Genomic DNA, 13913 nt, shown 5'->3' with positions numbered 1-13913 from the left:
TTTGAATACTAGATGAGCCGTTAGTGTTTTGATACTAATAGTCAGCGTGGCAGTATTTTTTTGTGACCAATATGGCATTGGTTCATGTTCAATATCGACAATAACACGAATAACTTAAATGAATTATCTATGTCGACAGCTCATCCGGTATCTGCCATGTCAATCAGCCAATATTAGCGTAATAGTTAGCTAAAAGCCTTACATTTTCAAGCTGATGTTACGCCAAAAAATCTAATATGAAACAAATAATTCTATTTTTAATTTTCTTTTCAACAGAATTGTTACAAAACTTATCTTGTTAAGTTGTCATTATACCTGACCGTGTTCTGAGTCTAGTTATTGTTTTATTTGATGTATTTCTTTTATTCTTGAATGCCGTTTTTCTATAAGGATAAAATTACTTGTTAATCAATCAGATATCAAATTTATTTACCTCATTAATGTGATCTATGTTCTTTTTTCTGTAAACAAACTTTGGGACAATCGCGCCGCATATTACAAAAAAATAGCATTTATATTACAAAATATGGGGTTACAAAATGAAAGGACTGACTAAACTAACGGCGGTTTCACTCGCAGTTGCTGCAGCATTGCCTATGATGGCAAATGCAGATGTATTGATAAGTGAATACGTTGAGGGTAGTGCAAATAATAAAGCGATTGAACTGTACAACAACAGTGATGTTGCGGTTGATTTAACAGGTTACAAATTAGTTCGTTATAAAGACGGCGATACAGCAGCGCTAGATATGGTTGAGTTAACCGATTCGATAGCCGCAAAAAGTGTCAAAGTGATTTTGCACCCAAGTGCAGCGATTACCTTACCGGCAGCCACAGACTCTATGACTGGCAATTTGTACTTTAATGGTGGCGATGCTGTTGGTCTATTAAAAGACGGTGTGTTAGTTGATGTAATTGGTGAAATTCCAACGCCAAGTGGCTGGGGGTTAGATGCCACCTTCCAACGTAATTTAGATAACTTAACGGCTAGCACTAACTATGATGCTACCCAGTGGGTTGAATTAGACAAAGACACTTTCAGTGGTTTAGGTTCGCTTGATGCTGCGGTTGCGCCAGAGCCATCTACATTCACCTGTAATGGTGCAATGCTAACTAATATTTATGACGTTCAAGGTGCTGGAGATGCAAGTCCTTTACTTGCCGAGGGGAGTTTTTCATCCGCTAACGAAGTAACCGTAAAAGGGATAGTTACTGCCAGAAGTGACAGTTTATACAAAGGTTTCTTTATTCAAGACATGCAAGGTGATAACTCACCTTATACTTCTGACGGTATTTTTGTTTTCATGAACCAAGCGGCACCAGACACGATTCAGCCCGGCGCTGAAGTGTGTGTGCAAGGTAAAGTCAGTGAGTATTACGGCTCAACTCAGATAGACATTAAAGACGATCAAAAATTTGAAGTGGGAGCAATGGGTGACGTACCTGCTGCCAGTGCATTTTATGTTGCCGATGGTGAAACGCTTGCGCAAGCATTAGAACGTGTTGAAGGCATGAAAGTGAAGCTAGATGCTGGTAGCGAGATGAAAATTTCTCGTACCTTTAGTTTCGATTATGATTCATACCGCAATAATATGATGTTGTCTCATAAAGCGCCATTAATGAAGCCTACTCAAGTGTTTGAACCGAATTCAGCCGATGCCATTGCACTCGGTAAAGCCAATGCGGTAAATCAGTTATTTGTAGAGTCTGACTTCAAAGCAAAAGACGGTGAAGTGCCTTACTTCCCTGACTTTAATGCTGAGACCGGTTATATCCGTGTGGGCGATCAGCTCACAAACCTTGAAGGTGTGATTGGTTATAGCTACAACTCATACCGAATTTTAGCGACCAACACCATTACAGCGGGTGATTTTATCCGTGTAAATGATCGCACTGATGCGCCGACTGTGGCAGACATGGGTGATATTCGCGTCGCTAGCTTTAACGTATTGAATTTCTTTAACGATGCTGTTGGCGGTGATGCAAACCCATCAAACAGTAACCGTGGCGCGCTAACGGAAGAGGAAATGGTTCTGCAACGCACTAAGATTGTGTCTGCGCTAGTCGCCATGAATGCTGATGTTGTTGGCTTAATGGAAATTGCTAACAATGGCTTTGGTGAGCTAAGTGCCGTGCAAAATTTAGTTGATGCACTGAATGCTGAATTAACCGATGAGCAAGCATATCGCTTTATCGAAATTGCAGATGCGGACAAATACGACGGTAAGTTTATTGGTACTGATGCCATTACCGTTGGTATGTTATATCGCCCAGCGCGCATCACTTTAGACGGCGCAGCAAAAGTTATTGCAACGCCTGAGCAACATGCTGCAGAAGGCGCTCAAACTCGCGAGAAAGATGGTGTGGTTGAGAAAAGCCCTAGTTCTGATAAGTTCCAACGTCACAGCTTAGTGCAAACGTTTAGTATTAATGATGAAAAACTGACCGTCGTTGTTAACCACCTAAAATCGAAAGGTTCAGGTTGTATCGAAGACTGGGCTGAGTTTAATGAAAATGCTGAGCCAGCAGACATGCAAGGCAAGTGTAATGCTTTCCGTGTATCAGCGGCTAAAGTATTGGGTGAGTCATTAAAAGATGTCGAAGGCGATATACTGGTTATTGGTGATTTAAATGCTTATGGCAAAGAAGATCCAGTTGCAGTATTGACTGACTATGATGCGTCAACCACAGATCATGTTATCCGCACCGCGTCTTGGACCACTTTAAACGGTAAAGTGTACGAGCGTGAAGGCAGTGTCATTGATAAAGGTTATGGGTTAATTAACTTAAACACTCAAGCTCATGGTGCAACGACTTACTCATACAGCTACAACGGTGAGTTAGGTAACTTAGACCATGCACTAGGTAATGCGAGCTTAGCAGCTAAGTTAGTCGATATTGACGACTGGCACATCAACTCAGTTGAATCTAACCTGTTTGAATATGGTAGTAAATACACTGGTGATTTGGTTAAGTCTGAAAGTGCATTCTCAGCTTCTGACCATGACCCTGTGATCATTGCACTAAGCTACCCTGCGCCAGTAACACCAACGCCTACGCCAACACCAGAGCCTGTTCAAGACAGTGACGGTGGTAGTTTAGGTTACTTCGCATTGATGTTATTAGGTGCACTAGGCTTACGCCGTCGTAGTTAATAATGATGTGTTAATCGGTATCGTAGTTAATTGATGATAAATAAAAAAGGATGACAGCTGTCATCCTTTTTTTATGAGCCATGGTGTATAAACCCGTTACTACTATTGCGTACTATGTGCAGATTCGCACACATAAAAAAAGGCGCCTAAGCGCCTTTTTGTTAAGCAAACTTAGATTGATTCAATTAAATCATACTGTTCACGTAACACTTTAATAATGTCAGCTTTTGGATTCGCAGGTAATGGAATCGTGGCTCCAGTTACTTTTTCAGCTACACCAATATAAGTGCGTGATACGCTCATCATAGCCTCTAACGGCAAGTCGTTGTCACGGGCAAGCGCTTCACGTTCTGGCATTCTGTCTTTGTTTAATAAAATGTCGGCATCGTCAAAATGGTTTAACAAGAATTGACGGAAACCTTCTTTGGAATTTTCAACAATCTTACCTTCGCGATAAGCTGCGCCATCCCAAATACGTGATGAATCAGGGGTGCCAACTTCATCCATGTAAATGAGTTTAGCGTTGCCGTCTTTATCGTTGACATAGCCAAACTCGAATTTGGTATCGACAAACACTTGGTCAAGCTTGGCTAGCGCATCAGATATTACCTTAAAGCCTTGCTTGAGCAGAACTTCATACAGGTCGATATCTTGTGGTTTTTCAAAGCCAAATGCTTGGTAGTTGGCTTCAATATCACTGCGGCTAATATTGACGTCATCCTGTGCTGGCACACCAGGAATACCGGTTAAAATACCTTTGGTAGACGGGGTGATTAGCAGTTCAGGTAGTTTTTGATCTTTGCTTAAGCCTTCTGGCAGGGTGATGCCACAAAAGACTCGTTCACCTTTTGAATAAGCACGCCACATAGACCCCGTTATGTACTGACGGCAAATCGCTTCCACTTTAATCGGGCGAGCTTTTTGAACGATCCACACAAAAGGGTGTGGAATGTCTAAAATGTGGCTATCGGCTAAACCATTTTCAGCGAACAAGCCAAACCAATGATTAGAAATGGCATTGAGTGCTGCTCCTTTACCTGGGATCCCCTGCAAGTTACCTTCGCCATGAAAAATGCAGTCAAATGCAGAAATGCGATCACTGATCACCATAATCGCCAGCGGAGTATCTTCAGGTACATCGTAACCTTTGTCGCGAATTAAGCGGCGGCTATCAGCATCTGTTAGCCAGTAAACACTGCGAACTTTACCACTGTGAACAGGCTTGTCGGTACGGATAGGTAAATCATTGTTAACTGCAAGAACGGAATCAGCAAGACTCATGCGAGTGTTCCTTAGGTTGAAGGGCGTATAGGGTTTTTATGGCGGCTATTTTACCTGCATTAAACGGGTTTGCCACGGGAAAGGGTGAGTTGAAATAGGCTTTTTTGTTATGCGAACAATCTTTGGGTAGTTTAGCAATATCTTGTTCAAGACTTTGTGAGGTTAATCAGGCAAAATTCATTTCCTAAATAGTGTTTGGAATAACAACAATTGAACAGCGAACAAGAAAATATTAATAACCGTTTGGGGCTGATATTCGTGTCTATTGCGGTATTTTTCTGGGGTATTTTGCCTATTGCGTTAAAGCTATCCGGTGGTTTTATTACTCCAGTTACCCTGACTTGGTTTCGGTTTGTTATGGCATTAGTGGTAACCTTGTTAATTCAATGGCGCTTAGGTGCATTACGCCAATTTGCAGGACTGCCGGCAGCGATATGGATGAAATTGGTATTAGCTGGGGTATTGTTGATGTGCAACTATGTATCGTTTGTGTATTCATTGGGCTATTTAGCCCCAGGCACTGCGCAGCTTAATTTTCAAACCGCGCCGTTTTTTTTAGCCTTTGGCGGGGTGCTGTTTTTTAAAGAACGCTTTAACGCATTTCAACTGAGTTGTTTTGCCACCCTAGGATTGGGGATGTTGATGTTTTTCCATCCACAGCTCGATTTAAACCAAGCCAGTGATCATCAAGTATTGATTGGCATTATGATTGTGCAGTTTTCGGTGATGTCGTGGACCAGTTATGCATTATTGCAGAAATCGGTAAGTCAGCGGTTATCACCCAGTAATGTGCTGTTATTTATTTACGCATTAGGCATTGTGCTTATGGCGCCATTTAGTGATTTTAGTCAGTTTGAAGCAATGACATTAAACCAATGGTGGATCGTCCTGTTTTGTGGTGCCAACACCTTGATTGCATATGGCTGTTTTGGTCAAGCAATGCAATATTGGCCCACGGCACAAGTCAGTGCCATGTTGGCATTAACACCGGTATTGAGTTTTACTGCGACAGAAGTTGTGGTCAATCTTGGTTGGTGGAGCGGGGTATTTGCCGGTGCCGATATTGATGTGTTGTCATTTGCTGGCATCGTTATGATTGTGTGCTCGGTGTTTGCCGTGCAAATTGTACCCTTGTATCAAAAGCGTAAGCAGGCCAAAGCGTTCAGGACTGTACTGTAGTACTTTAGTGATACGGATTATCACTAGGGTCACTTCGCTGCTAGGGCGGACTGCGTCCTGCTAGGAAATGATAACAAGCGATAACAAGCGAACGCTGCGCTCACTGATAAAACGGTCTAGCGCCTAGGCTCTTGGCTTGTCATCTCTTAATCTCTCTCGTCATCGCTTGCTATCTCAGGAATAGGGACAGCTTCGCTGCTAAGATTTTATAGCATCTAGCAGCGTAGCGATCTAGGCTCTTGCTATAGTATCTAGCCGTGTAGCGACCTATAACCTAGAAATAGTGGAAATAACCATTTTCCTTAATCATCCCCCCACCTAATGGTAATAGGCAGGTTGATGGGTATTAATTATTTTTAAACTTATTTTGTAGAATAGAAACTAAAAACAAAAATGGAGCCCTTAGGCTCCATTTTTTGTGTCATTCAACTGAATGATTAACCGTTGTCACGTGGCTTACGTGGACGACGTTCTGCACTTGCTGGGCGGTCACTAGCTGGACGATCACCCGCTGGGCGGTCAGTACGTGGACGGTCACTACGAGCACGATCACTACGTGGACGACGTGGAGCGCCTGCGCCGCGAGTAGTGTCAGCGAACACTTCATCACCCGCTTCACGAATGTTTAAAGGACGACCACAAACACGCACTTTTCTTAGGTGTGAAAGGATGTCTTTAGGCATTCCGTCTGGTAAATCAACTGTTGTGACTTGATCAAACAATTGGATTTGACCAATGAAACGGCTGTCGATGTTTGCTTCGTTAGCAATTGCACCAACGATGTTACCTACACCAACACCATTTTCACGACCTACATCGATAACATAACGATTCATTTTCACGTCTGGGTTATCTTTTAAGCCTTCTGCATCACCAAAGCTGTTTGGCGCTGGACGGCTGCTACGCTCGCCACGGTCACTGCGTTCACGACGTGGACGATCGCCACGGTCGCTATTGCGGTCACCACGGTCGCTACTACCACGTTCGTCACGTGAATCACGTTGACGCTCGGTAATAGTCGGTAACTGTAGTGGACGTTCTTGCTGTACTTGTTGCAACAAAGCAGCAGCCAGTAAATCGGTATCAACTTCAAGTTGTTGACATAATTCTGCGACAGCATTTTTCATGAAATCTAAGTCACCGTTGATGGTTTCTTGGATTTGCTCGCCTAAACGAGATAAACGACGCTCTGCAACTGATTCAGGGCTAGGTACTTTCATTGGCGAAATACGGCTGTTTGTAGCACGTTCGATAGTGCGTAACATGCGCATTTCACGATTGGTTACAAATAGAATTGCCATACCAGTACGACCAGCACGACCAGTACGACCGATACGGTGTACATAGGCTTCTGAATCATAAGGAATATCGTAGTTTACTACGTGGCCAATACGTTCAACGTCTAGACCACGTGCCGCAACGTCAGTCGCGATTAAAATATCTAACTTGCCGCGCTTAAGCTGCTCTACAGCACGCTCACGAGCTTGCTGATTCATGTCACCATGTAATGGCGATGAAGCATAACCACGGGCTTCTAATTTTTCTGCTAATTCAACACAGCTGTTACGGGTACGAACGAAGATGATAATACCTTCAGTATTTTCAACTTCTAAAACACGTACTAACGCTTCTAGTTTATTGTGTTGTGATACTTGCACATAACGTTGGTCAATAGACTCAACCGTTGTCTGGCTAGACGCTATGCTGATATTCACTGGGTTAGATAAGTGCTTAGCTGCAACGCGCTTAATTTGCTCAGGCATAGTCGCTGAGAATAATGCAAGTTGGCTATCAGCAGGCTTGTGCTCTAATACCCATTCGATATCGTCGATGAAGCCCATTTTTAGCATTTCATCGGCTTCGTCTAATACTAATGCTTTTAAGCTATCTAGTTTTAATGTGCCACGACGCATGTGATCCATTACACGACCTGGAGTACCAACAATCACTTGTGGTCCACGCTTGAGGGCGTTTAATTGTTGTTGCATGCTTTGACCACCGTAAATCGGTAGTACGTGGAAGCCTTTCATGAATTTGGCATAACTACCAAATGCTTCGGCAACTTGAACCGCTAATTCGCGGGTTGGAGCTAACACCAAAATCTGTGGAGCATTGATTTTCATGTCGATTTTGTTTAGTAAAGGCAGGGCAAATGCGCCTGTTTTACCAGTACCAGTTTGTGCTTGACCGATAATATCTTTACCAGCCATAAGCGGGTCGATACTCGCAGCTTGAATTGGAGTTGGGTTTTCATAACCTAACTCGTCAAGCGAACGCAACAAAGACTCAGACAGGCCGAGTTCGCGGAAAGTTCTTTCAGATGACATTGAGTTGTAGCCTTGTGGATGCGCACGAAGTTCGGAAGCTCGTGCTAAAGTTTCACAGACAGAAAATCAACCCCGTGTCGATTTCCCGCGCCGATAAGGGGGCGTATTATAGCAGCAAGATTGCAAGTTGACCACGTAAAAACTGAAAATAAACATTAATTTGGCCATTAAAGTTGAAGATTGGCCTGATTCTTGATTTTTAAAATCTGTTAATTGGTTGAAAAGTGAACACTTGTTGTCGCAGGTTAAGCGATTTATGGGGCTTTGGTCAGCTTATCGATACTGATCATTTGATACACTGTTTCAGCAACCGCCACGATAAAGTCTATGTCTAAAGTATCGATTGTGTCTTCGGGTGTATGGTATTGAGCATGCGGTGGCACCCCAAAGTACACCCAAGGATAACCCGCTTGGTGAAATGGATAATGGTCAGATGCCCTAAGCCAGTCGGTTTTATTCATCCTTCCACTTAACAAATTGCTGCGATGAGTCTTAATGCATAATTGAGTTTTTTGCATTAATTCTTGCTCAATCGATTCAAAATCAACTAGGTTTTTCTGGCCTTCCATGTAAATGGCTTTGCGACGATCGGGATGACCTATCATGTCTAAATTGATGCTCAGTTCAATTTCCATTTGTGGATATTGTTGTAATAAGGCAACTAAAGCATAGCTACCATATAGGCCGGGCTCTTCTGCGTCAGTAGCCACTAGCATTAAGTTCACATCATCTAACGGCGGATCACCTTGCCATTGGGCTGCAATCGCCATCACTCCTGCAATACCTGATGCATTATCATCGGCTCCTGGATAGCGTTTACTGGCTGTTTGACCTAAGTGATCGTAGTGGGCAGTAATAACTCGCCATCGGTTGGAATTGGTTTTTGCCGCAATAGTGGCAATGATATTGACTCCTGAGGCGGTCGAAAATTGATAATCATAACTAAATGGTACGGCAAATGTTGCTTGCCAGGGTTGTAATCCCATTTCAGCAAAGCGTTTGATTAAGAACTCTTGCGTGAGGCGAGCACCTTGCGTGGCGGTTTTGCGCCCTTGAAATTCTGCTGTGGTTAAGATTGAGATATCTTGGGTGATTTGTTGATGAGCATCGGGCCAGCTGCTTAGTATAGCTGATGAGCATTGGCGCGGCGTTTGACTACAGCCGCTGAGTAAGGCTATTGATAAGCCACACCATAAGCCAAAGCTAACCACCTTAAAACAAGTTTGAGCAGTAAACATGGGTGTTATCTCCTCTTATTTGCTTAAGGTGGCGGCTTGGTTATTTCATTTTTGCACGTTGTTTGTGAAGCGCCAACATTGGCTTTAAAAATCTAGCGGTATGCGATTGAGGATGTTCAGCTACATCTTCTGGAGTGCCAGCAGCTAAAATCATGCCGCCGCCAGCGCCACCTTCAGGGCCTAAATCAATAATCCAATCTGCGGTTTTTATCACATCTAAATTATGTTCAATCACTACCACAGTGTTGCCATGAGATTTCAAGCGATGCAGTACATCTAACAATAGTTGAATGTCGGCAAAGTGCAGCCCTGTAGTGGGTTCATCCAAAATATATAAGGTTTTTCCGGTATCGCGTTTAGACAACTCTTTAGCCAGTTTTACTCGCTGAGCTTCACCACCAGACAAGGTCGTTGCACTTTGGCCTAAGCGAATATACGCCAAGCCGACATCGATTAAGGTTTGCAGTTTACGCGCAATAGAGGGGATGGCATCAAAATAGACGCGAGCATCTTCAACGGTCATCTGCAGTACTTCGTGAATGTTTTTGCCTTTGTATTTTACTTCTAAGGTTTCACGGTTATAACGCTTACCTTTACACGAATCGCAAGGCACATAAACATCAGGTAAGAAGTGCATTTCGACTTTAATTAAACCATCACCTTGGCAGGCTTCACAACGACCGCCTTTGACGTTAAACGAGAAGCGCCCCACTTGATAACCCCGGGTACGTGATTCTTGCGTGCCAGCAAACAGTTCACGGATTGGGGTAAAAATACCGGTATAAGTAGCAGGGTTTGAACGCGGTGTGCGACCAATGGGGCTTTGGTCAATATCAACGACTTTGTCACAATGCTCCATGCCTTCAATGCTTCTATAAGGCGCAGGTTCATCGACGGTAGCGCCATTGAGCATCCTATGGGCTATTTTAAAGAAGGTGTCGTTAATCAGTGTCGATTTACCTGAGCCAGATACCCCGGTAATACAGGTAAATAAGCCAACAGGTATGGTTAAATCAACATCTCTTAGGTTATTACCCGATGCGCCAAATAGTTCAATCACTTGTTTTGGGTTCATCGGCGTGCGCTCGTCACTAATGTGAATTTGCTTTTTACCGGAAATATACTGACCCGTGACCGATGCTTCACAGTTAAGAATGTCTTCTAAGGTACCGTCACAAATTACTTCGCCGCCATGCACACCAGCACCTGGGCCGATATCAATAACATGGTCTGCAAGGCGAATAGCATCTTCGTCGTGTTCAACCACAATGACGGTATTGCCCAAATCACGTAGGTGAATAAGAGTTTGCAGTAAGCGTTCATTATCGCGTTGATGCAAACCAATTGACGGTTCGTCCAGCACGTACATTACGCCTACTAGCCCGGCACCGATTTGGCTGGCTAAGCGAATGCGTTGCGCTTCGCCACCGGATATGGTTTCTGCTGATCGCGATAAGCTCAAATAGTTAAGGCCAACATTAACCAAAAAGCCTAAACGTTGGCTGATCTCTTTTAATATTTTTTCGGCAATCTGTGCACGTTGCCCTGCAAACTCAACTGTGTCGAAATACTGTTTAGCTTCGCCAATTGACCACGTGGTGAGCTGCGGTAGATTGAGTTCGCCAATAAACACGTTACGGGCTTCTTCACGTAAGCGCGAACCACTACAGCTGTTACACGGTTGCATATTAATAAATTTAGACAACTCATCGCGCACCGAATTACTTTCGGTTTCGCGGTAGCGGCGATCCATATTATTTAAAATGCCTTCAAACGGATGGTTACGCACCACCACATCACCGCGATCGTTGATGTATTTAAAGGCAATACTTTGTTTGCCTGAACCGTATAGAACAATCTTTTTGATTTTGTCACTCAGCTCGGCATAGGGTTTTTCAACGTCGAACTTATAATGCTCGGCGAGTGAGCTGAGCATTTGAAAATAATAAAAGTTGCGTCTGTCCCAACCTCTAATGGCGCCACCGGCTAAGGATAATTCATCGTTAGCGATCACTCGGTCGGGATCAAAAAACTGCTGTACACCTAAACCGTCACAGGTTTGGCACGCCCCAGCGGGATTGTTAAACGAAAAGATCCGCGGCTCAAGTTCTGCCATCGAATAGCCACAGTGCGGACAGGCAAAGTTAGCTGAAAAAATCAGTTCTTCTTTACTGCTATCTTCCATGCTGGCTATTTTGGCAATACCGCCAGACAGCTCTAATGCGGTTTCAAATGACTCCGCTAAACGCTGTTTCATGTCTTCACGTACTTTGAAGCGGTCAACGACCACTTCAATAGTGTGTTTAATGTGTAAATCTAATGTTGGTGGATCGGTTAAGTCACACACCTCGCCATCAATACGCGCACGGATATATCCCTGTGCTGATAAGCTTTCCAGCAGTTTAACGTGTTCGCCTTTACGATCATTAACCACAGGCGCGAGCAGCATTTGGCGACTGTCTGCTGGCATGGCCAACACTTTATCAACCATTTGGCTAACCGTTTGCGCCGACAAAGGCTGATTATGTGTTGGACAGCGGGGTTCACCCACTCGGGCAAACAACAAGCGTAAGTAGTCATAGATTTCGGTAATAGTACCGACCGTTGAACGCGGATTATGTGAAGTGGATTTTTGTTCAATTGAAATGGCGGGGCTTAAGCCTTCAATATGATCGACATCAGGTTTTTCCATTAAGCTCAAGAATTGACGTGCATAGGCCGACAGCGATTCAACATAGCGACGTTGGCCTTCTGCATACAAGGTATCGAAGGCTAATGATGATTTTCCTGAACCGGATAACCCAGTTATCACAATAAGTTTGTCACGGGGAATGGTTAGATTGATATTTTTAAGATTGTGGGTTCGGGCACCGCGTATTTCAATTTTATCCATCGTTTCACTCTATGACTTATGTAAATAAAACAGCGATCAGTATCGCATAGTTTGTTAGCTGACTTCATATCAATTTTGATTAAGTCGATTTTATGGTACGCATCGAACCGCGCTAAAGTTCAGGACTAAAATTTAACATGTACAAATAAAAGACCTTATATACAAAACTGTGATTTCCTTTTGAGCTAATTTATGACGCTGTGATAATATGCGCATCTTATAATATTGTTGAATGACTTATCGAAGGGCAACAGCATGGCCAGTAATGGACTGTCGGGTATGGAGAAAAAGGTCGCATTTTCGTTAGCCAGTGTGTTTGGCTTACGCATGATGGGCTTGTTTATGATTATGCCTGTCTTCGCGCTGTATGGTCAGCATTTAGAAGGTTTCTCGCCGCTTTGGGTTGGTATTGCCATTGGTGCCTACGGATTAACTCAAGCTTTTTTACAGATCCCTATGGGGATTTTGTCCGACAAATACGGACGAAAGCCAATTATTCTTGGTGGTTTAGTCTTGTTTGCCATTGGGAGTTTAATTGCTGCATCGTCTGACCATATTTACGGTGTGGTGTTTGGCCGCGCAGTACAAGGTATGGGCGCCATTGCTGCGGCAGTGCTAGCACTTGCTGCCGACTTAACCCGAGACGAACAACGTACCAAAGTCATGGCCATTATCGGCATGTGCATTGGTTTTTCATTCGCCTTGTCGTTATTAGTTGGACCGATTGTAGCGCAATACATGGGCTTAACTGGGCTATTTTTGTTAACTGCAGTGTTAGCGGTATTGGGGATGTTGATAGTGCAGTTTTTTGTGCCTAATCCTATTCGCCATGCGCCTAAAGGCGATACCGTCGCGACACCGACAAAACTTAAACGTATGTTGCAAGACCCGCAGCTGTTTCGCTTAGATGCTGGGATTTTTATTCTGCATTTAGTACTCACCGCTGTGTTTGTTGCATTGCCGCTCGATTTAGTTGATGCCGGCTTAGTGAAAGAAAAACATTGGATGCTGTATTTCCCCGCTTTTGTTGGTGCCTTTTTCTTAATGGTGCCATTAATCATTATTGGGGTGAAACGCAACAATACTAAAACCATGTTCCAAATCGCGTTGATCATCATGATGGTATCACTGGCGGCGATGGGGCTTTATGCCAACAACCTCTGGGTGTTAAGTGGCGCCGTGGTATTATTTTTTACCGGTTTTAATTACCTTGAAGCATCATTACCGAGTTTAATTGCTAAGTTTTGTCCTGTCGGCGATAAAGGGTCGGCTATGGGCGTGTATTCAACCAGCCAGTTTTTAGGTGCATTCTGTGGCGGCATGTTAGGCGGCGGAGCCTATCAACTTGTTGGCGCTTCTGGAGTATTTTTTGTCGCATTAGGGCTAATGTGCGTGTGGTTATTGTTAACTGTAGGCATGCAAAAACCTGTGTTATTGAAAAGCTATACGCTTGAAGCAACAGTAAAAGATAAATCCGACGCACAAAATATGGCCAGTAGTTTGTCGCAGCTAATCGGTGTTGTCGAGGCCATAGTCGTGCTTGAAGATAAAGTGGCTTATTTAAAGGTCGATGATAAATTCAATTTAAGCGAAGCGCGAGCTGTGTTAGGCTCTGTGAATTAGATCGTGTTGATCGTACAGCTTAGTATTCAGATAAAGTAAACAGATAAAAATCTCAGGAGATTTCGATGGCCAGTCGTGGTGTGAATAAAGTAATTTTGGTAGGTAACTTAGGTAAAGATCCTGAGGTTCGTTACATGCCAAACGGCAACGCCGTAGCCAACTTTACTATAGCGACAAGTGAGTCGTGGAAAGACCAGCAAGGTCAAATGCAAGAACG

The 13913-nt window shown here is 43.6% G+C and carries 8 protein-coding genes; 4 read left to right on the top strand and 4 right to left on the bottom strand.

The window, feature by feature from the left end; all coding sequences use genetic code 11:
• Positions 1 to 539 precede the first annotated feature (539 nt).
• Entirely contained in the window at positions 540 to 3155 is a 2616-nt protein-coding gene (gene exeM, locus ACED29_RS12430) for an extracellular exonuclease ExeM (protein WP_371697779.1), read from the top strand.
• A gap of 171 nt (positions 3156 to 3326) precedes the next feature.
• Here exeM and ACED29_RS12425 read toward each other — a convergent pair whose 3' ends face one another.
• Complete coding sequence (locus ACED29_RS12425; RefSeq protein ID WP_182696882.1) at positions 3327 to 4436, bottom strand: phosphoribosylaminoimidazolesuccinocarboxamide synthase; 1110 nt, start codon at positions 4434 to 4436, stop codon at positions 3327 to 3329.
• Positions 4437 to 4646: 210 nt separating this feature from the next.
• On the opposite strand from ACED29_RS12425, the gene ACED29_RS12420 reads away from it, so the two are divergent.
• A complete protein-coding gene (locus ACED29_RS12420; RefSeq protein ID WP_182741188.1) occupies positions 4647 to 5615 on the top strand; it encodes a DMT family transporter in 969 nt (322 codons plus the stop codon).
• Between the two features lie 437 nt (positions 5616 to 6052).
• On the opposite strand, the gene ACED29_RS12415 is transcribed toward ACED29_RS12420, so the two are convergent.
• From ACED29_RS12415 to uvrA, 3 genes are all read right to left on the bottom strand, one after another.
• Positions 6053 to 7942: a DEAD/DEAH box helicase gene (locus tag ACED29_RS12415; protein ID WP_124015291.1), complete on the bottom strand. Its 1890-nt coding sequence runs from the start codon at positions 7940 to 7942 to the stop codon at positions 6053 to 6055.
• 254 nt (positions 7943 to 8196) lie between these two features.
• Positions 8197 to 9180, bottom strand: coding sequence for a M28 family peptidase (locus tag ACED29_RS12410; protein ID WP_371697778.1), 984 nt, complete (start codon positions 9178 to 9180; stop codon positions 8197 to 8199).
• A 40-nt stretch (positions 9181 to 9220) separates the two neighbouring features.
• The gene (gene uvrA, locus ACED29_RS12405; protein WP_371697777.1) at positions 9221 to 12073 is read right to left on the bottom strand and encodes an excinuclease ABC subunit UvrA; all 2853 of its coding nucleotides are present in this window, start codon (positions 12071 to 12073) and stop codon (positions 9221 to 9223) included.
• A 255-nt stretch (positions 12074 to 12328) separates the two neighbouring features.
• On the opposite strand from uvrA, the gene ACED29_RS12400 reads away from it, so the two are divergent.
• Positions 12329 to 13696 (top strand): MFS transporter, encoded by a 1368-nt coding sequence (locus ACED29_RS12400; RefSeq protein ID WP_371697776.1) that lies wholly within the window; start codon positions 12329 to 12331, stop codon positions 13694 to 13696.
• A 65-nt stretch (positions 13697 to 13761) separates the two neighbouring features.
• On the top strand, positions 13762 to 13913 hold a 152-nt coding region (gene ssb, locus ACED29_RS12395; protein ID WP_371697821.1), incomplete at its 3' end, for a single-stranded DNA-binding protein.

This window comes from Shewanella sp. 5S214 (assembly GCF_041439795.1).
GTDB lineage: Bacteria > Pseudomonadota > Gammaproteobacteria > Enterobacterales > Shewanellaceae > Shewanella > Shewanella vesiculosa.
The sequence above is the reverse complement of the archived record's forward strand: the minus strand, read 5'-3'. Positions and strand labels throughout refer to the sequence as shown.